The 17,206-nt window shown below is 67.8% G+C and carries 21 protein-coding genes; 5 read left to right on the forward strand and 16 right to left on the reverse strand.

Annotated elements, in window-relative coordinates; genetic code table 11:
• Nucleotides 1-8: 8 nt before the first annotated feature.
• Nucleotides 9-605, reverse strand: coding sequence for a ubiquinol-cytochrome c reductase iron-sulfur subunit (petA, locus tag O5M90_RS09950; protein ID WP_137941071.1), 597 nt, complete (start codon nt 603-605; stop codon nt 9-11).
• Nucleotides 606-785: 180 nt separating this feature from the next.
• Here petA and mscL point away from each other — a divergent pair, with 180 nt between their 5' ends.
• Together mscL and O5M90_RS09960 are read left to right on the forward strand one after the other, a co-directional pair.
• The gene (gene mscL / locus O5M90_RS09955) at nt 786-1,229 is read left to right on the forward strand and encodes a large conductance mechanosensitive channel protein MscL (protein WP_269838682.1); all 444 of its coding nucleotides are present in this window, start codon (nt 786-788) and stop codon (nt 1,227-1,229) included.
• Nucleotides 1,230-1,384: 155 nt separating this feature from the next.
• Nucleotides 1,385-3,772: a DUF1631 family protein gene (locus tag O5M90_RS09960; RefSeq protein WP_269838681.1), complete on the forward strand. Its 2,388-nt coding sequence runs from the start codon at nt 1,385-1,387 to the stop codon at nt 3,770-3,772.
• On the opposite strand, the gene pdxA is transcribed toward O5M90_RS09960, so the two are convergent.
• Nucleotides 3,769-4,791, reverse strand: coding sequence for a 4-hydroxythreonine-4-phosphate dehydrogenase PdxA (pdxA, locus tag O5M90_RS09965; RefSeq protein WP_440401996.1), 1,023 nt, complete (start codon nt 4,789-4,791; stop codon nt 3,769-3,771). The two genes, O5M90_RS09960 and pdxA, sit on opposite strands and share 4 nt — an antisense overlap.
• Nucleotides 4,792-4,878: 87 nt before the next feature.
• Here pdxA and O5M90_RS09970 point away from each other — a divergent pair, with 87 nt between their 5' ends.
• Complete coding sequence (locus O5M90_RS09970) at nt 4,879-6,663, forward strand: DUF885 domain-containing protein (RefSeq protein ID WP_269838680.1); 1,785 nt, start codon at nt 4,879-4,881, stop codon at nt 6,661-6,663.
• Nucleotides 6,664-6,676: 13 nt separating this feature from the next.
• Here the strand turns inward: O5M90_RS09970 and O5M90_RS09975 are convergent, their stop codons facing one another.
• Nucleotides 6,677-7,426 carry a Nif3-like dinuclear metal center hexameric protein gene (locus tag O5M90_RS09975; RefSeq protein ID WP_137941075.1) on the reverse strand — a complete coding sequence of 250 codons (750 nt, stop codon included), beginning with the start codon at nt 7,424-7,426 and terminating at the stop codon, nt 6,677-6,679.
• A gap of 16 nt (nt 7,427-7,442) precedes the next feature.
• Between O5M90_RS09975 and O5M90_RS09980 the strand changes: the two genes are divergently transcribed.
• On the forward strand, nt 7,443-8,624 hold the full coding sequence (locus O5M90_RS09980) for a S1C family serine protease (protein ID WP_440401998.1): 1,182 nt from the start codon (nt 7,443-7,445) through the stop codon (nt 8,622-8,624).
• Nucleotides 8,625-8,632: 8 nt separating this feature from the next.
• Here O5M90_RS09980 and tatC read toward each other — a convergent pair whose 3' ends face one another.
• The 13 genes from tatC to argB all read right to left on the reverse strand — a co-directional run bounded on the left by tatC (nt 8,633) and on the right by argB (nt 16,242).
• A complete protein-coding gene (tatC, locus tag O5M90_RS09985) occupies nt 8,633-9,418 on the reverse strand; it encodes a twin-arginine translocase subunit TatC (RefSeq protein ID WP_137941077.1) in 786 nt (261 codons plus the stop codon).
• Complete coding sequence (gene tatB / locus O5M90_RS09990; protein ID WP_266006591.1) at nt 9,415-9,903, reverse strand: Sec-independent protein translocase protein TatB; 489 nt, start codon at nt 9,901-9,903, stop codon at nt 9,415-9,417. The genes tatC and tatB overlap by 4 nt, the downstream gene beginning before the upstream one ends.
• Nucleotides 9,904-9,913: 10 nt before the next feature.
• On the reverse strand, nt 9,914-10,147 hold the full coding sequence (gene tatA, locus O5M90_RS09995) for a Sec-independent protein translocase subunit TatA (RefSeq protein WP_137941079.1): 234 nt from the start codon (nt 10,145-10,147) through the stop codon (nt 9,914-9,916).
• Between the two features lie 84 nt (nt 10,148-10,231).
• A complete protein-coding gene (locus tag O5M90_RS10000) occupies nt 10,232-10,579 on the reverse strand; it encodes a histidine triad nucleotide-binding protein (RefSeq protein WP_269838679.1) in 348 nt (115 codons plus the stop codon).
• Entirely contained in the window at nt 10,576-10,965 is a 390-nt protein-coding gene (locus O5M90_RS10005; protein WP_262969992.1) for a DUF4870 family protein, read from the reverse strand. Before O5M90_RS10005 ends, O5M90_RS10000 begins: the two co-directional genes overlap by 4 nt.
• 3 nt (nt 10,966-10,968) lie before the next feature.
• Nucleotides 10,969-11,307 carry a phosphoribosyl-ATP diphosphatase gene (locus tag O5M90_RS10010; protein ID WP_137941082.1) on the reverse strand — a complete coding sequence of 113 codons (339 nt, stop codon included), beginning with the start codon at nt 11,305-11,307 and terminating at the stop codon, nt 10,969-10,971.
• On the reverse strand, nt 11,304-11,693 hold the full coding sequence (gene hisI, locus O5M90_RS10015; protein ID WP_137941083.1) for a phosphoribosyl-AMP cyclohydrolase: 390 nt from the start codon (nt 11,691-11,693) through the stop codon (nt 11,304-11,306). Before hisI ends, O5M90_RS10010 begins: the two co-directional genes overlap by 4 nt.
• Nucleotides 11,694-11,706: 13 nt before the next feature.
• On the reverse strand, nt 11,707-12,147 hold the full coding sequence (locus tag O5M90_RS10020) for an NUDIX domain-containing protein (protein ID WP_269838678.1): 441 nt from the start codon (nt 12,145-12,147) through the stop codon (nt 11,707-11,709).
• Complete coding sequence (locus O5M90_RS10025) at nt 12,140-13,063, reverse strand: ATP-binding protein (RefSeq protein ID WP_269838677.1); 924 nt, start codon at nt 13,061-13,063, stop codon at nt 12,140-12,142. The genes O5M90_RS10020 and O5M90_RS10025 overlap by 8 nt, the downstream gene beginning before the upstream one ends.
• A gap of 43 nt (nt 13,064-13,106) precedes the next feature.
• Entirely contained in the window at nt 13,107-13,745 is a 639-nt protein-coding gene (gene slmA, locus O5M90_RS10030) for a nucleoid occlusion factor SlmA (protein ID WP_137941086.1), read from the reverse strand.
• A 78-nt stretch (nt 13,746-13,823) separates the two neighbouring features.
• The gene (locus O5M90_RS10035) at nt 13,824-14,492 is read right to left on the reverse strand and encodes a response regulator transcription factor (protein ID WP_137941087.1); all 669 of its coding nucleotides are present in this window, start codon (nt 14,490-14,492) and stop codon (nt 13,824-13,826) included.
• Nucleotides 14,493-14,621: 129 nt separating this feature from the next.
• A complete protein-coding gene (locus O5M90_RS10040; RefSeq protein ID WP_269838676.1) occupies nt 14,622-15,308 on the reverse strand; it encodes an HAD-IA family hydrolase in 687 nt (228 codons plus the stop codon).
• 1 nt (nt 15,309) lies between these two features.
• Nucleotides 15,310-16,242, reverse strand: coding sequence for an acetylglutamate kinase (gene argB / locus O5M90_RS10045; RefSeq protein ID WP_137941089.1), 933 nt, complete (start codon nt 16,240-16,242; stop codon nt 15,310-15,312).
• A 77-nt stretch (nt 16,243-16,319) separates the two neighbouring features.
• Here argB and O5M90_RS10050 point away from each other — a divergent pair, with 77 nt between their 5' ends.
• Entirely contained in the window at nt 16,320-17,204 is an 885-nt protein-coding gene (locus O5M90_RS10050) for a cation diffusion facilitator family transporter (protein ID WP_137941090.1), read from the forward strand.
• Nucleotides 17,205-17,206: the final 2 nt, after the last annotated feature.

Below are 17,206 nucleotides of genomic sequence, written 5' to 3' on the forward strand. Positions count from 1 at the left end.
CTTTAGCTTCAGGCTTGCTTGTCTTCACCAATCAAGAGCTTGGTGTCGGACAGGTACATGTGGGGCGGCACTTCGAGGTTGTCGGGCGCCGGCTTGTTCTTGAAGACGCGACCGGCCATATCGAAGGTCGAGCCGTGGCAGGGGCACAGGAAGCCGCCATGCCAGTCGTCCGGCAGCGAGGGCTGCGCGCCGGTCTGGAACTTGTCGCTGGGCGAGCAGCCCAGATGCGAGCAGATGCCCACGACCACCAGATACTCCGGCTTGATCGCGCGCGCCTCGTTCTTGGCGTAGGCAGGCGTCGGATAGGCGGTGCGATCCGAGGCCGGATCGGCCAGCTGCGGGTCGATGCCCTTCAGCGCCGCCAGCTGCTCGGGCGTGCGACGCACCACCCAGACCGGCTTGCCGCGCCACTCCACGGTGAGCTTCTCACCCGGCTTCAGGGCGCTGATATCGACTTCAACGGCAGCTCCGGCGGCCTTGGCGCGCTCGGAGGGCGTGAAAGTACTGACAAAGGGCACGGCGGTGGCAACGCCGCCAACGGCGCCGGCACAACCGGTGGCGATGAGCCAGGTGCGCTTGCCTTGGTCCACTTGCTGGTCACTCATGAGGGTCCTCAAACGAGACTTCTGATCGGGGGCAACCGAGGATTCTAACGGACGCCATCGCTTCCAACCATTGGAGACGACGCGAAGCGCGCCTCATGCGCACCACAGAAGCCGTATTCGACCCGATTTCGCGCGCCGCAGCGCGGGCACAATCCCGGCATTGCTACAGAGGAGAGACCCATGGGGTTCATGACGGAGTTCAAGGAGTTTGCGGTCAAGGGCAATGTCGTCGACCTGGCGGTGGGCGTCATCATCGGCGCCGCATTCGGCAAGATTGTCGATTCGGTCGTCAATCATTTGATCATGCCGCTGGTCGGGCGCGTGGTCGGTGGCCTGGACTTTTCCAACTACTTCATCATGCTGGCCGATCCGCCGGCCGACTTCAAAGGCCCGATGAGCTTCGAGGCCCTCAGCAAGGCCGGCGTACCGCTGTTCGCCTATGGCAGCTTCCTGACCGTGTTGCTGAACTTCATCATCCTGGCCTTCATCATTTTCCTGATGGTCAAGCAGATCAACCGCCTCAAGCGCGAGAGCGCCCCCGCGCCGGCGCCGGCCGAACCGGCCCCGACGCCCGAGGACATCCAGCTGCTGCGCGAAATCCGTGACGCCCTGCAGCGCCGCTGAGCAGCAGTAAGCAGCGGTAACAGGTAGCGGCCTGTCAGTTATTTGGCAGCGCCGCGCCGGTGCTCGCACGCCCTCGCCGGCTCGACGCAGGCTTTGGCGCGATACTTGCCGATATAAGCTGTGGCAAATTGGCCACAGGCGGTCCACACGCAGCCATGAACTCGCCCGAACCACGCCTCAATCCGCATCTGGAAGCCGCACTGCAGCGCATACGCACCGCGGCCGAGCAAGCGGCCGAGCGCGGCGCCGAAGGCATGGGCATGGCGGCCCTGTCGGCTGGCCAGATCAAGCGCCGCGACGCCCTGCTGTCGGCCCAGTTCCTGTTCCGCAAGCAGCAGGCCTTGTTCGGCCAACGTTTCTACCAAAGCCTGCGCACCCAGATGGCGGGCGAGCAAAAGCCCAAGGTCGAGCCGGGGGCGCGCAAGAGCACCCAGGCCTGGACCGAGCTCTCGCTGATGGATGACGACGCCGTCGACGCGATGGTGGCGGCCGACCGGATCGGCCTGGCCATCGGCCACCAGAGCGAGTGGGAGCTGCGCGAGGTCGAGTCCTATATGTCGGCACTGGGCAGCGCCCCCGACAGCAAGGAGCAGCGCAACCCGTTGCGCCCCGAACTGGTCGCCCAGGCCTTGCTGGACGCCGTGCATGCGGTCACCGACGATGAGCAGACCCGACAGATCCTGATCGACGAGATGACGCGCGCGCTGGCCCACGAGATGCGCAGCTGCTATGCCGACATCGTCGAGCTGTTCCGCAGCCGCGGCCTGCGACCGCAGGATCTGCGGGTGCGCGGCGTCGATGTCGGCGGTCATTCGGTGCACTCATCGCATTCGGCCCACGCGGCCCATTCCGGCCATTCGCAGTCACCCGGCCAGACCGGCCACAGCCGCATGGGCGAGCTCGGCGGACATGGTGGCGCTTACGCAGGCGGCGGCCATGGCGGCGCCCCTGGCATGAGCAGGCGTGGCGGCAGCCCCGGCACGATGGGCGCGGTCGATGCGCAGATGATGGAGCTGCTGCGCCGCCTGGCCTATCTGCCCAGCGTGCAGGCGCCGCCGGGTGCGAGCACGGCCGGCGGCCCCGTCAGCAACTGGGGCGAGGACTACGGCGACGCGGCCTGGGCCGGTGGCGGCGGCGGCATGCCGATGCCGCCCAATCTGATCCATCTGCACCGCGACGAGCTGCGCCAGGCCGCGACCGGCAACCTCGACCATATGGTGATCGATGTGGTCGGCAGCCTGTTCGACCAGATCCTGTCCGACCCCAAGGTACCGCCGCAGATGGCCCGCCTGCTGGCGCGGCTGCAGCTGCCGGTGCTGCGCGTGGCGCTGGGCGACCGGACCTTCTTCTCCTCGCGCCGCCATCCGGTGCGCCGCTTCATCAACCGCGTCGCCTCGCTGGCCTGCGCCTTCGATGATTTTTCGGAAGACCCGGGCCGCGACTTCCTCAGCCATGTGCGCGAGCTGGTGCAGGAGGTCGCCAATGGCGACTTCGACCGCATGGATGTCTACGAGAGCAAGCTCGACGCGCTCGAACAATTCATCGCCGACCAGACCGCCAAGGCCCTGCAGGCCCAGGGCGACGCCGCCGCGCTGATCGAGCGCAAGGAAACCGATCTGCGTCTGCAGCAGCGCTATATGCAGCAGTTGCAGGCCGCGCTGGGCCCGGTGCCGATGCCGGAGTTCCTGCGCGAGTTCCTGTCCCAGGTCTGGAGCCAGGCCATCGTGCTGGCCAGCCGCGAGGGCAGCACAGAGCGCGCGATGCGCCTGCGCCAGCTGGGCCGCGACCTGGTGATGAGCGTGCAGCCCAAGAGCGGCACGGCCCAGCGCCAGACCTTTCTGAGTCAGCTGCCGGTGCTGATGCGCACCCTCAACGAAGGGCTGGACCTGATCGCCTGGCCCGAGAGCGGCCGCAAGGCCTTCTTCGGCGAGCTGTTGCCGGCCCATGCCGAGTCGCTGAAGGGCCAGGGCCTGTCACCGCTGGACCACAATCTGCTGGTCAAGCAGCTCGAAGGCGTGTTCGGCTGCGCGCCGCCCTCCGAGCAAGACCTGCCCCCGGCCGGCGCACCGGTCTCGGTACCGGGCGATCTGGACCTGGCGCAACGCCTGACCCCCGACGAAGCCAAGCGCCTGGGCCTGATGCAGGAAAGCCGGGTCGACTGGGACGGCCAGATCGACATCGACCTGAGCGCCGAGGCGCCGCTGGCCGCCGTCGACATCAGCATCGACGGCCTGCCCGCCGCCGAGGCGCCCGAGCCCAGCGAGGGCGAGCTGCTGATCGAGCATCTGCAGCTGGGCTTCGCCTACCAGATGAACACCGGCGAGGCCTGGCGCAAGGTGCGCCTGGCCCATATCAGCGCCGGCCACAGCTTCTTCATCTTCACCCAGGGCCACAAGCACCAGGAGACCGTCACGATGACGGCGCGCATGCTGAAGCGCCTGTGCGAGTCCGGCCGGCTCAAGGCCTTCGAGAACGCCCATCTGCTGGAGCGCGCCACCGCGCGCGCGCGCAAGCAGCTGGCCGAGCTGAGCGGCAAGACCTAGCTGATCAGCCGGCGCGCCATGCGAATGGCCGCCCCCATGCTGGACGCATCGGCGCGGCCCGTGCCGGCGATATCGAAGGCCGTGCCGTGGTCGGGGCTGGTGCGCACGAAGGGCAGACCCAGGGTCACGTTGACGCCCTGCTCGACGCCCAGGTACTTGACCGGGATCAGGCCATGGTCGTGCGTCATCGCGACGACCAGATCGAACTCGCCGGGGTGGGTGGGCGTGTTGCGGGCACGCATGAAGATGGTGTCGGGCGCATAGGGGCCGCTGGCGGCGATGCCCTGCTGGCGTGCCAGGCGAATAGCCGGCGCGATGATGTCGATTTCCTCGCGGCCGAACAGCCCGCCCTCGCCGGCATGGGGGTTCAGGCCCGCGACCGCGATGCGCGGTGCTGTGAGCCCGAAGCGGCGCAGCGCGGCATCGCTGATCTGCAGGGTCTGCAGCACCCGCTCGATGTTGAGCATGTCGATGGCCTCGCGCAGCGCCATATGGATGGTCACCAGCACCGTGCGCAGCTCCTCGTTGGCCAGCATCATGCGCACCGGCGGCGGCGCCGCGCCCCCTGGCGCGGCCAGGGCCTGCAGCATCTCGGTATGGCCGGGATAGTCCACCCCGGCTGCATGCAGGGCCTCCTTGTGCAGCGGCGCGGTCACGAGACCTGCCGCCTGGCCGGCCTGGATGGCCGCGACCGCCGCCTCGATGCAGACCGCCGCCGCGCGGCCGGCGCGCGCGTCGATGCGGCCCACCGGGCAGTCCAGCAGATCGGCCGGCAGGCCCTCGGGCTGCCAGACCGGCAGACAGTCGGGCGGCAAGCCCGCCAGCTCGTCCGGCGAGGCCAGCCGTGCCACCGGCAGGCTCAGGCCCTGCCAGGCAACCGCACGGCGCAGCACACCGACATCGCCGACCAGGCACAGATCCTCGCGCCGCGCCTCGGCCGCCCAGGCCGCCACGGCGATCTCGGGGCCGATGCCGCAGGCATCGCCCATGCTGATCAACAGGGTTTTGCTCTCACTCATCGCCTCATTGTTTCATGGGCAAGTCCTGACCCCCAGAGCAGGCGTGCAGTGGCAGACTCGCGCGACCGACAAATCAAGGAGCTTCGCATGGCCTACCTGCCATCCCGCATCCACCGCCACACCCTGGCGACCGTCCTGAGCTTGGCCCTGGGCGGACTGGGGCCCAACGCCAGCTGGGCCAATCCGGCCGCACAAAAGCTGCACGCGCTGTTCGACGAAGCCTGGGAGCAAGGCGCCCGCCAAGCCCCGGAATGGGCCACGGTGCGCGGCGACCACCGCTTCAACGACCGCCTGAGCGACCGCTCGCCGGCCGCCGTCGCGGCCCAGGACGCCTATGCGCGGGAGCTGCTGAAGCGCGCGCAGGCCATCGATGTGGCTGCTTTGGATGAGCGCGACCGCGTGTCGCTGCAGATCTTCATCGACCGCCAGCAAGGCGAGATCGAGTTCCAGGCTTTCGAGGGCTATCGCACACTGAGCCTGGGCTCGCTATGGGGCTTCCAGTCGGGGCTGGCCAATCTGATGCGCGCCACGCCCACCGCCAGCGAGGCCCAGGTCCGGCAGCTGCTGGCCCGGCTGGCCGCCTATCCGCTGCGGGTCGACCAGGAGATCGAGAGCCTGCGCCGCGGCCTGGCGCTGGGCTGGGTCAGCCCGCAGCCGGTGCTGGCGCGCGCGCTGGCCCAGCTGGACGGACAGCTGAGCGAGGATGTGACGCGCAGCCCCTTGTTCGAGCCTTTCGACAAGCTGGGCCCCGGCATCGCCGAGGCCCAGCGCGACGCGCTGCGCCAGCAGGGCCGGCAGGCGCTGCAGCAGCAGGTCTATCCGGCGATGCAGCGTCTGCGCCGCTTCATCAAGGAGGAATACCTGCCCAAGGCCCCGGCCGCCGGCGGGCTCGGTCGCTATCCCGGCGGCGCCCAGGTCTATGCGGCGCTGGTGCGCCGCAACACCACGCTGGACCTGAGCCCGCAACAGGTCCATGACATCGGGCTGCGCCAGGTCGAGCGCCTGCGCGCCGAGATGGAGGCGGTGCGCCGCGAGGTCGGCTTCGCCGGCGACCGCCAGCAGTTCTTCAAATACCTCTACAGCGAACCGAAGTTCTTCCACCCCAATGGCGAGGCCTTGCTGGCGGCCTACCGCGAGATCAGCAAGCGCATCGACCCCGAGCTGCCCAGGCTCTTTGCCGAACTGCCGCGCGCGCCCTATGGGGTGCGGGCGATGCCGGCCCATATGGGCGAGGGCGCGGCCGAGAACTACAACGGCCCCTCGCTGGACGGCAGCACGCCGGGCTGGTTCAACGCCAATGTGCTGGCCTACAAGCGCCGCCCGATCTGGGCGCTGGAGACCCTGGTCGCGCACGAGACCGTGCCCGGTCACCATCTGCAGAACGCCCGCCAGCGCGAGCTCGGCGAGCTGCCGGCCTTCCGGCGCAGCAGCTTCTACACCGCCTATGGCGAGGGTTGGGCCCTGTATGCCGAGACCCTGGGCAAGGACCTGGGCCTGTACCGCGACCCCTACAGCCGCTTCGGCCATCTGCAGGCCCAGATGTTCCGCGCGGCCCGCCTGGTGGTCGACACCGGCATGCATGCGCTGGGTTGGAGCCGCGAGCGGGCGCTGGCCTATATGCTCGAAGAAACCGGCCAGGACCCGGTCTTCATGAATGCCGAGGTCGACCGCTATCTGGCCCAGCCCGGCCAGGCCCTGGCCTATATGACCGGCCAGCTGAAGATTCTGGAGCTGCGCGAACTGGCCCAAGCGCAGCTCGGTGCCCGCTTCGATCTGCGCCGCTTCCATATGGTGTTGCTGGACCAGGGCCAGCTGCCGCTGGGTCTGCTGGAGCAGCGGGTGCGCGCCTGGATCGCCGCGCAGCCGGGCTGAGCGACGCCATCGTTCAGGCGGGATTCGGGATGTCGATGAACTGCTGGCTCAGGCCGAAGTCCGTGGCCAGGCGCTGCGCCAGCGCCTGCACACCATAGCGCTCGGTCGCGTGGTGGCCGGCGGCGATGAAGGCCACGCCGGTCTCGGCGGCGTAATGGGCCTGCGGCTCGGAGATCTCGCCGGTCACGAAGACATCGGCGCCGGCCGCGATCGCGGCCTCGAAATAGCCCTGGGCCCCGCCGGTGCACCAGGCCACGCGGCGCAGCGGCCGGCCGTCGCCGGGCACGGCCAGCACCTCGCGGCCCAGCGCCGCACCCATCTGCCGGCGCAACTCGTCCAGGCTTTGCGGCGCGCTCAGGGGCCCGGCAAAACCCAGCTCCTGATCGCCAAAGCGCTGCTCGGCCTGCCAGCCGAACAGCCGGCCCAGCTGCGCGTTATTGCCCAGCTCGGGGTGGGCATCGAGCGGCAGGTGGTAGGCGAACAGATTGATCTCATGCACCAGCAGCTTGTGCAGGCGCTGCTTCATCCAGCCGGTGACGCGGCCGTCCTGGCCGCGCCAGAACAGGCCGTGGTGTACCAGGATGGCATCGGCGCCGCTGGCAATCGCCGCATCGATCAGGGCCAGGCTGGCGGTAACACCGCAGACGAGATGGCGTATCTCCTCGCGTCCCTCCACCTGCAGACCGTTCGGCCCATAATCTTTGAAACGAGGCACCTCGAGTAACTGGCTGAGGTGGGCATCGAGGGTGTGGCGGTTGGGCATGGCGACAGGAGCGGCGGTGCGCAGAATTTGGCTGATTTTCTCCCAGGCCGTGACGGTGGGCCTGGCGCTGTACTTTGTCGTCGCGACCTTGCGGCCCGAGTGGGTAGAGCGCGGCGAGCCGCTGCGCCCCACGGTGATCCTGGGCCAGGCCACGCCGAGCGCCCGCCCCCCCAGCGATGCGAGCGGTGGTGGGGGTTACCGCCTTGCGGCCCAGCGTGCGGCGCCCGCCGTGGTCAGCGTCACGGCCAGCAAGGCACCGCGCCGCTCGGCGCAGAACGACGAGGCCTGGCGGCGTTTTCACTTCGGCCTGCCGCGGCGCGGCCAGCGCGGCGAGGACGACGGCGACGAGCCCGGCGGGCAGACCGGCCTGGGCTCGGGCGTGATCGTCTCGGCCGACGGCTATCTGCTGACCAACAGCCATGTGGTGGCCGGCGCCTCGGAGATCGAGGTGCAGCTCAGCGACGGCCGGCAGGCCAAGGCGCGCCTGGTCGGCAGCGATCCGGAGACCGATGTCGCGGTGCTGAAGGTCGAGCTCGACGGCCTGCCGGCGATCGCGCTGGGCGACGCCGAGCAGCTGCAGGTCGGCGATGCGGTGCTGGCGATCGGCAACCCCTTCAATGTCGGCCAGACGGTGACCTCGGGCATCGTCAGCGCGCTCAAGCGCACCCAGCTGGGCATCAACACCTTCGAGAACTTCATCCAGACCGATGCCGCGATCAATCCGGGCAACTCGGGCGGCGCCCTGGTCGACGATCAGGGCCGGCTGGTGGGCATCAATACCGCGATCTTCTCGCGCAGCGGCGGCAGCCTGGGCATAGGCTTCGCGATCCCGATCAGCACCGCGCAGCAGGTGATGCAGGCTTTGGTACGGGACGGTCAGGTCGCGCGTGGCTGGATCGGCGTGCAGACCCGCGAGCTGACGCCGGAGTTTGCCGAGGCCTTCAAGCTGACGGTGCGCGAAGGGGTGCTGATCAGCGCGGTAGTCGTCAATGCGCCGGCCGCCAAGGCCGGCATCAAGCCCGGCGATGTCGTGACAAAGGTCGGCGGCACCCAGGTGCTGAGCCCGGCGGACCTGCTGGCGGCGGTGGCGGCGCTGAAGCCGCAGTCCAGCGCCGCGATCGCGGTGCAGCGCGGCGACAAGGCCATGCAGTTCGAGCTGACGGTGGCACAGCGCCCGCTGCCGGGCGCGCGCGACTAGCGCTCAGCTCAGGGCTGATCGGTGGCCGAGTCCGGCGCCTTGGAGTAGCGGATGAAAAAGCCGGATGCCCAGATGCCGACCTCGTAGAGCAGGCACATCGGGATGGCCAAGGCCAGCTGCGACACCACATCGGGCGGCGTGATCACGGCCGCGATGATGAAGGCCACGACGATGAAGTAGCCGCGGAACTCGCGCAGCTTCTCGACCGTGACGATGCCCATGCGGGCCAGCACCACCACCACCACCGGCACCTCGAAGGCCGCGCCGAAGGCGATGAACATGCTCATCACAAAGCTCAGGTAGGCCTCGATATCGGGCGCCGCCGTGATGCTCTTGGGCGCGAAGCTCTGGATGAACTTGAAGACCTGGCCGAACACGAAGAAATAGCAGAACGCCACGCCGACGAAGAACAGCAGCGTGCTGGACACCACCAGCGGCATGACCAGCTTCTTCTCGTGCGAATACAGGCCCGGCGCCACAAAGGCCCAGACCTGGTAGAGCACCACCGGCAGCGCGATCAAAAAGGCCGCCATCAAGGTGATCTTCAGCGGCACCAGAAAGGGCGAGATCACATTGGTGGCGATCATGGTCGAACCCGCCGGCAGGTTCGCGATCATCGGCGCGGCCAGCAGGTCGTACAGCATCGACGGCCCCGGATAGAGGGCCAGCACGCCAAAGCACACCGCCACCGCGATGGCGGCGCGCACCAGGCGGTCGCGCAGCTCGATCAGGTGCGAGACAAAAGGCTGCTCGGTGCCGGCGAGTTCATCGTCGGGCTTGTGGGAATCGGTCATGTAGGTCTGCGGGGCGGGCGAAAGCGCGCCACGCGGGCGGCGCCGGATTGGGCATGCTGGCGCACGCCCTGGCGCTGCTTGTACCACTGCGGCGTGGCACCGCGCTTGAGGCGCCAGTTCTTCTTCGGGCGCTGATAGCCGGGCGGCGGCATCAGGGTCTGGTAGCCGTGATCGGTGCTGCCGCCATCCAGGCCGGCACTGGCTTCATGCCAGTTCTGCTCGAAGGCCTGATTGGCCTCGTTGATCTCTTTGCTGACCGATTGCTCGACATCGCGCGCCGCATCCTCGATGCCGCTTTTCATCTTCTTGAGCTCTTCGAGCTCGATGGAGCGGTTCACCTCGGCCTTGACGTCCGACACATAGCGCTGCGCCTTGCCCAGCAGATGGCCCACCGTGCGTGCCACCCGCGGCAGCCGCTCGGGGCCGATCACGATCAGCGCGACGGCGCCGATCAGGGCCAGTTTGTCAAAGCCGAAGTCAATCATGCAGTCTCAATCAGGACTTGGTCTTGGCCTCGACGTCGACGGTATTGCTGTCGGCCGTCTTCTGGCTGGTCACCTGCTGGGTCGGCTGGGCGGCATCGCTGCTGCCACCGTCCTTCATGCCGTCCTTGAAACCCTTGACGGCCGAGCCCAGGTCCGAACCCATGTTCTTGAGCTTTTTCGTGCCGAACACCAGCACCACAATCACCAGCACGACGAGCCAGTGCCAAATGCTGAACGAACCCATAGTTATCTCCTGGAAACGAAGCGGCCATTCTAGTTGGCGCGCATGACAAATCAGCGGGGATGGCTATTGCCGCCCTGACGCGGCTCAGCCCTTGAGCCAGGGGCGGGGACCACCCATCGCATGCATATGCAGGTGATAGACCTCCTGGCCGCCGTCGGGGCCGGTGTTGATCACGGTGCGGAATCCGTTGCTCACACCAAGCTCGCGCATCAGCCGCGGCACCAGAGCCGTCATATGGCCCAGCAGCGCCGCATGCTCGGGCCCCACCTCGGCCATGCTGGCGATATGCAGCTTGGGGATCAGCAGGATATGAACCGGCGCCCAGGGATGGATGTCGTGAAACACCAGCACCTGCTCGTCCTCGTAGACCTTTTTCGACGGAATCTGGCCGGCAACAATCTTGCAGAAAAGGCAGTTGGGATCGTGAGTCATCGCGGCATCGCTTGATTGGCATTCATCGTGGTCCAGCCACGCACAATGCGGTAGAGGAACCAGATCGAGATCAGGGCCCAGGCGATCCAGCCCGGGATCAGGAACAGAAACCACAGCGGCAGGGTCAGCGCATACAGCACGCCGGCCCAGACCACGCTGCGCAGGCGCCAGCTGAAGTGCGAGGCCTGCCAGGTGCCGGCGGCCTCGTCGCGCTTGACCAGGTCGATGATGACTGCCACGATCAGCAGCAGCACGCTGGCCTGCACACCGGGCAGCACCGCGCCGACCGCGACAATGGTGTGCAGGATGTAGCTGACGATGCCGATGCTGCGCAGGCTTTGCGCGCGCGCCGGGTCCAGCACCACCGTCTCGACCGTCTGGTTCATGACTCAGCCCTTCCCTGTGCGTTGTGCAAATTCCTGCAGGCCCGACAGGCCCTCACGCCGCTCCAGCTCGGCCAGCACATCGGCCGGTTTGAGCCCGAACTGGGCCAGCGCAATCATCGAGTGAAACCACAGATCGGCGGTCTCGTAGACGATCTTCTGCGCATCGCCGTCCTTGGCCGCCATCACCAGCTCGGTGGCCTCTTCGCCGATCTTCTTCAGGATCGCGTCGGTGCCCTTGTCGAAGAGTTTGGCCACATAGCTGGCGCCGGGGTCGCCCCCGTTGGCCGGCTTGCGGGACTCGATCACCGCCGCGAGTTTGGCCAGGCTGTCGCTATCGCTCATTGGTAGATGCTCTCCGGATCCTTCAGCACCGGCTCGACGCTGTGCCAGACGCCGTCCTGATAGCGCTGGAAAAAGCAGCTGTGGCGGCCGGTGTGGCAGGCGATGCCGGGCTCATGCCCTTGCTGGGTGATCTTCAGCAGCAGCACGTCGTTGTCGCAGTCCATGCGCAGCTCATGGACGATCTGCAGATGGCCGGACTCCTCGCCCTTGTGCCAGAGCCTGTTGCGCGAGCGGCTCCAGTAGACCGCCTGGCCCAGCTCGGCGGTGCGCTGCAAGGCCTCGCGGTTCATCCAGGCGAACATCAGCACATCGCCGCTGTCCTTCTCCTGGGCGATCACCGGCACCAGACCGGCGGCGTCCCACTTGATTTGATCCAACCAGTTCATGGTCACAGTGTACTCAGCCCAGATGGGTGGGGCCCTCGTGGCCGCGCTCGGCGGCGAACCATTGCAGCACCGGGATCGTGCCCGGCAGCACCGGCTGCATCTGCACCGGCAGCGCCTGCCAGGCCATCGCCTGCTGCTCGCGCATCTCGAACTCGCCGCTCCAGTCGAACACCTTGCAGAAATGCAGGCGCACGCGGGCATGGGGATAGTCCATCAGCTCGATCTTCCAGGGGTGGGCCGCGCCTATCGTGATGCCCAGTTCCTCGTGCAGCTCGCGCTTGAGCGCCTGCTCGACGCTCTCGCCGGCCTCCAGCTTGCCGCCCGGAAACTCCCAGTAGCCGGCATAGACCTTGCCCTCGGGCCGCGAGGTCAGCAAAAAGCGCCCTTCCCGGCCCGCCGCATCGCGCTCGAGCAGCACGCCGACGGCCACATCCACAGCAACCCGCTCAGACATCGTCCAGACCCTCCGGTGCATCGCCATGGATGGTGCTGGACGGCAGGCTCTCGAGCTGCCCCCGCCCGGCCAGATCACGCGCGAACTGATAGGCCACCCGGCCCGAGCGCGAGCCGCGCTCCAGCGCCCAGACCAGCGCGCTCTGGCGGCTGGCCGCGATCTGCGCCTCGTCCATGCCGTGGTAGCGCTGCCACTGGGCACAGATCTCCAGATATTCCTGCTGGCTGAAGGGATAGAAGCTGACCCACAGGCCGAAGCGCTCGGACAGCGAGATCTTCTCCTCGATCGCCTCGCCGGGATGCAGCTCGCCGTTCTCGTCGTACTTGACCGCCAGGTTGTCCTTCATCTGCTCGGGCAGCAGATGGCGGCGGTTGCTGGTCGCGTAGATCAGCACGTTGTCGCCGGCCACCGAGATCGAGCCGTCCAGCATGGACTTCAGCGCCTTGTAGCCCAGCTCGCCCTCGTCGAACGACAGGTCGTCGCAGAAGATCACGAAACGCTCGGGCCGCTCGGCCACCAGATCGACCAGATCCGGCAGCTCGACCAGATCGCTCTTGTCGACCTCGATCAGGCGCAGCCCCCGGTCCGCGAATTCATTCAGGCAGGCCTTGATCAGCGAGCTTTTTCCGGTGCCGCGGGCGCCGGTCAGCAGCACATTGTTGGCGGGCCGGCCGGCGACGAACTGCTCGGTATTGCGCAGCAGCTTCTCCTTCTGCGCCTCGACCTCTTTCAGGTCCTGCAGGCGGATAGGGGCAACATGGCGCACCGGCTCCAGCTGCGGGCGGCCATTGCGCTTGCGATAGCGAAACGCCACCGACGCCGCCCAGTCGGGCGCCATCAGGGGCTGGGGCAAGACGGCTTCGAGCCGGCCAAGCAGCGCCTCGGCGCGCGCGATCAGGTGTTCGACTGCAGACATAGGCCCGCAGTTTACTGGGGCAGCCGGCGGGCCGCCGGGCAGCTCAGCCGGCCAGCATGCGCAGCGCCGCTTCCAGCTGCTCGCTGGGCGCGCGCTTGAAGCCCGAGCGCGCATAGCGCTGCAGCCGGCCGATGATGAAGCTGACCAGCACCGAGGCCTGGGCATTGGCCTGCACGGTTGGGGTGCTGGAGCCGGCCGCCTCGGCGGCGGCCCGCAGGCATTGGCGCAGCGAGGACTCGATGCGGTCGAAGAACTGGTTCATGCGCGCCACCAGGCGCTCGTTCTCATAGACCAGCGCATCGCCCACCATCACCCGGGTCATGCCGGGGTTGCGCTCGCCGAACTGCAGCAGCACCGAGACGATCTTCTGCGCCTGTGCAAGACCTGACCCTTCGCGCTCGGTGATCTGCGTGACCAGCGTGAACACGCTGCTCTCGATGAACTCGATCAGGCCCTCGAACATCTGCGCCTTGCTGGCGAAATGCCGGTACAGCGCGGCCTCGCTGACCTCCAGCTTGGCGGCCAGCGCGGCGGTGGTGATGCGCTCGGAGCCGGGCTGCTCCAGCATGCCGGCCAGGGTCTGCAGGATCTGCACACGGCGCTCGCCGGGACGCGGCCGCTTGCGCGGACTGGCCGGCTCGCCATGGCCCAGGCCTGCGGCGCCGGGCGCGGGATCCGTCATGTCGGTAGGGGATGCGTGCATCGAGCGGTGCGGGCGGGAGGTTTGCGCCGATTCTGGCACAGGCCGCGCGCGCGCCGGCTAGTCGCGCAGCCAGCCCAGCCGGCGGGCTTCGTAAATGGCTTCCACCTTGGAGCGCACCTGCAGCTTGCGGTAGATGCGCTTCACATAAGTCATCACCGTGTGCGGCGAGACCTGCATGAACTGGGCGATCTCGTCAAAGGTGAAACCCTTGGCCGCCAGATGCAGCACGCGCGACTCCTGCTCGGACAGCGCCACCGCCGACTCGTCCTCCAGCAGCGGCACGGCCGGTGCCGAGCCGGCGCCGGGCGCCAGGCGCAGCAGCAGGCGCCGCGCGATCACCGGGCTGATCGGGCTGCCGCCGGAGCGCAGCGTGCGCAGCTGGCCGGCCAGGTCCAGCGCCAGCGAGTCCTTCAGCAGATAGCCGGTGGCGCCGGCCTCGATGCTGGACAGCACATGCTGCTCGTCGCCGAACACCGAGATCACCATCACATCGCATTGCGGCCGGGTCTGCGCCGCATGGCGTATCAGCTCGATGCCGCTGCCGCCGGGCAGGTCCAGGTCGACCAGCAGCACGTCGGGCTGGGTCTGGTCAAAAAGTTTGCGGCCCTGAGGCAGGTCGGGCGCGATGCCCAGCAGTTCGATATCGGGAACACTGGCCAGGGCGAGCTGGAAGGCATCGCGGAATCTGGCCTGATCTTCCACAATCAGCACGGAGAAGTCGGGCATATCTGGCTCAGGCAAATGACCGGGCCATTCTGCGGCCCAGACCCAGCAGCCGCAAGCCGCAACTTACCCCCAATGCGGGGGTGATCGTGTCGCCGGAACAGCAAGATTCTGGGGATTGCCAAGAGGCGTTCAGCGCAGCAACTTGCCAAGCTGGCCGATCCGGCGCCCCACATAGGCCGGCCGGCGCCGCATCCGCGCGCTGGCTTCGGGGCCATGCAGGGCCTGGCGCGCCCAGCGCTGCATCCAGACCGTCTGCATGCCGACCGAGCGGGCCGACTTCTGATGGATCAAGGTGTCCTCGACCAGCACACAGTCGGCCAGGCGCAGGCGGTGCCGGGCGGCGATATGGCGGAACATCCGCGCATCGGGCTTGGGCCGGTGCTCGCCGAACATGCGCATCTCCTCGAAGCCGATGACCCGCTCGAAACAGCGCTGCAGACCCAGCGCCGCCAGCACCCGCCGCGCATAGGCGGCCGGCGCATTGGTCAGCAGGATCTTGCGGCCCGGCAGGCGCCTGAGCGCGGCCAAGTCATGGGCATGGCTGTGGACCAGGCCCTCCAGCCCCGGCAGGGCATGGGTTTCGGCCAGGAAATGCGGCACGCTGACGCCATGATGGCGCACCAGGCCCAGCAGGGTCGCCCCATAGCGAGACCAGTAGAGCGCACGCAGCCGATTCGCCTCGGCGCGCTCGACGCCGACATGGCTCTCGATGTAGTCGGTCATCGCCACATTGAGCGCCCCGAACACATGGTGCGAGGCATTGTGGACCGTGTTGTCGAGGTCGAACAGCCAGACCGGCCGGCGCTTGCCGCTCACCTCAGTGGGACCGGATCATCGTTCCATAAGCCTGATCGGACAGGATCTCCAGCAGCATCGCATGCGGCACCCGCCCGTCGATGATGTGGACCGCGTTGACCCCGCTCTTGGCCGCGTCCAGCGCCGAGGCGATCTTGGGCAGCATGCCGCCGGACAGGGTGCCGTCGGCGAACAGCGCGTCGATCTCGCGCGCACTCAGGTCGGTCAGCAGATTGCCGGCCTTGTCGAGCACGCCCGGCGTGTTGGTCAGCAGCACCAGCTTCTCGGCCTTCAGCACCTCGGCCAGCTTGCCGGCCACGACATCGGCGTTGATGTTGTAGCTCTCGTTCTCCTCGCCGAAGCCGATCGGGCTGATCACCGGGATGAACTGGTCGTCCTGCAGTGCCTTCACGACGCTGGGGTCGATCGCGACGATGTCGCCGACCTGGCCGACATCGTGCTCCTTGCTCGGGTCGTCCTTGTCCACCATCTTCAGCTTGCGGGCGCGGATCATGCCGCCGTCGCGGCCGGTCAGGCCCACGGCCTTGCCACCGGCCACATTGATCAGGCCGACGATGTCCTGCTGCACCTGGCCGGCCAGCACCCACTCGACCACCTCCATGGTCTCTTCGTCGGTGACTCGCATGCCCTGGATGAACTGGCCCTTCTTGCCCAGACGGCTCAGCGCGCCCTCGATCTGCGGGCCGCCGCCATGCACGACCACCGGATTCAGGCCCACCAGCTTCAGCAGCACCACATCCTCGGCGAAGTCCTGCTGCAGGGCCGGATCGGTCATTGCATTGCCGCCGTACTTGATGACGATGGTCTTGCCATGGAATTTGCGGATGTACGGCAGGGCCTGGGACAGGATCTCGGCCTTGTCGCGCGGGGCGATATGCGAAACATCGGCAAACTGGTGCGCCGGCAGAGCGGCAGCAGGGGGCTCGGTCTTCATGGTGTCGGTTGTCGCTGCAAGTTGAGGAGCGAATTCATTGTAGGGGCCGGGCTCGGCCCAGCCGCGACAATGCCTGCATGCAAGTCAGCGCCTATTTGAAGCTCTCGGTGGCGGTGGCCCTGGCCACCATCATCTTGAAGACCGCCGCCTGGTGGTGGACCGGCTCGGTCAGCCTGGCCGCCGATGCGCTGGAGTCCCTGGTCAATCTGGCCGGCGCCCTGTTCGCGCTGGCGATGGTGACGATCGCGGCGCGCCCGCCCGATGCCGACCACCCCTACGGCCACCACAAGGCCGAGTACTTCTCCAGCGGCTTCGAGGGTGTGCTGATTCTTGCCGCCGGCCTGGGCATTGCCTGGGCGGCGCTGCAGCGGCTGCTGGACCCGCAGCCGGTCGAGGCCATAGGCCTGGGTGTGGCGCTGGCCGTGCTCAGCTCGGCGCTCAATGGAGGACTGGCCTGGGCCATGCTCAAGAAGGCGCGCCAGCACCGCTCGGCCGCGCTGGAGGCCGACGCCCGCCATCTGTTCACCGATGTCTGGACCTCGGCCGGCGTCGTGCTGGGCCTGATCGGCGTGCTGCTGACGGGCTGGCTGTGGCTGGACCCGCTGCTGGCCCTGTTGGTGGCGGGCAATATCCTGCGCGAGGGCTATCGCCTGGTGCGTGACTCGAGTTCCGGCCTGATGGACGAGGCGTTGGACGCCGAGGTCCAGGCCAGCATCCGCCAGGTGCTGGACGGCTATGCCGACGCGACGGTGCGCTTCGACCATGTAGCCACCCGGGCCGCCGGCCAGCGCCGTTTTGTCGATCTGCATATGCACATGCCCCCGTCCTGGACCCTGGGTCGGGCGGCCGAGCTGCGCAACGCAGTCGAGCAGGCGCTGATGGCGGCGGTGCCGGGGCTGCGCGCCAGCATCCAGCTGCTGCCGCTGGATGTCGAAGCCCATTTTGAAAATCAGAAGGAGTGAGC

It is taken from the genome of Paucibacter sp. M5-1, assembly GCF_027498415.2.
Lineage (GTDB): Bacteria > Pseudomonadota > Gammaproteobacteria > Burkholderiales > Burkholderiaceae_C > Roseateles_E.

What these genes read in the sequence shown, in the direction of transcription:
- petA (WP_137941071.1), bottom strand. Translation starts at nt 605, where the DNA reads ATGAGTGACCAGCAAGTGGACCAAGGCAAGCGCACCTGGCTCATCGCC.
- mscL (WP_269838682.1), top strand. Translation starts at nt 786, where the DNA reads ATGGGGTTCATGACGGAGTTCAAGGAGTTTGCGGTCAAGGGCAATGTC.
- O5M90_RS09960 (WP_269838681.1), top strand. Translation starts at nt 1,385, where the DNA reads ATGAACTCGCCCGAACCACGCCTCAATCCGCATCTGGAAGCCGCACTG.
- pdxA (WP_440401996.1), bottom strand. Translation starts at nt 4,791, where the DNA reads ATGAGTGAGAGCAAAACCCTGTTGATCAGCATGGGCGATGCCTGCGGC.
- O5M90_RS09970 (WP_269838680.1), top strand. Translation starts at nt 4,879, where the DNA reads ATGGCCTACCTGCCATCCCGCATCCACCGCCACACCCTGGCGACCGTC.
- O5M90_RS09975 (WP_137941075.1), bottom strand. Translation starts at nt 7,426, where the DNA reads ATGCCCAACCGCCACACCCTCGATGCCCACCTCAGCCAGTTACTCGAG.
- tatC (WP_137941077.1), bottom strand. Translation starts at nt 9,418, where the DNA reads ATGACCGATTCCCACAAGCCCGACGATGAACTCGCCGGCACCGAGCAG.
- tatB (WP_266006591.1), bottom strand. Translation starts at nt 9,903, where the DNA reads ATGATTGACTTCGGCTTTGACAAACTGGCCCTGATCGGCGCCGTCGCG.
- tatA (WP_137941079.1), bottom strand. Translation starts at nt 10,147, where the DNA reads ATGGGTTCGTTCAGCATTTGGCACTGGCTCGTCGTGCTGGTGATTGTG.
- O5M90_RS10000 (WP_269838679.1), bottom strand. Translation starts at nt 10,579, where the DNA reads ATGACTCACGATCCCAACTGCCTTTTCTGCAAGATTGTTGCCGGCCAG.
- O5M90_RS10005 (WP_262969992.1), bottom strand. Translation starts at nt 10,965, where the DNA reads ATGAACCAGACGGTCGAGACGGTGGTGCTGGACCCGGCGCGCGCGCAA.
- O5M90_RS10010 (WP_137941082.1), bottom strand. Translation starts at nt 11,307, where the DNA reads ATGAGCGATAGCGACAGCCTGGCCAAACTCGCGGCGGTGATCGAGTCC.
- hisI (WP_137941083.1), bottom strand. Translation starts at nt 11,693, where the DNA reads ATGAACTGGTTGGATCAAATCAAGTGGGACGCCGCCGGTCTGGTGCCG.
- O5M90_RS10020 (WP_269838678.1), bottom strand. Translation starts at nt 12,147, where the DNA reads ATGTCTGAGCGGGTTGCTGTGGATGTGGCCGTCGGCGTGCTGCTCGAG.
- O5M90_RS10025 (WP_269838677.1), bottom strand. Translation starts at nt 13,063, where the DNA reads ATGTCTGCAGTCGAACACCTGATCGCGCGCGCCGAGGCGCTGCTTGGC.
- slmA (WP_137941086.1), bottom strand. Translation starts at nt 13,745, where the DNA reads ATGACGGATCCCGCGCCCGGCGCCGCAGGCCTGGGCCATGGCGAGCCG.
- O5M90_RS10035 (WP_137941087.1), bottom strand. Translation starts at nt 14,492, where the DNA reads ATGCCCGACTTCTCCGTGCTGATTGTGGAAGATCAGGCCAGATTCCGC.
- argB (WP_137941089.1), bottom strand. Translation starts at nt 16,242, where the DNA reads ATGAAGACCGAGCCCCCTGCTGCCGCTCTGCCGGCGCACCAGTTTGCC.
- O5M90_RS10050 (WP_137941090.1), top strand. Translation starts at nt 16,320, where the DNA reads ATGCAAGTCAGCGCCTATTTGAAGCTCTCGGTGGCGGTGGCCCTGGCC.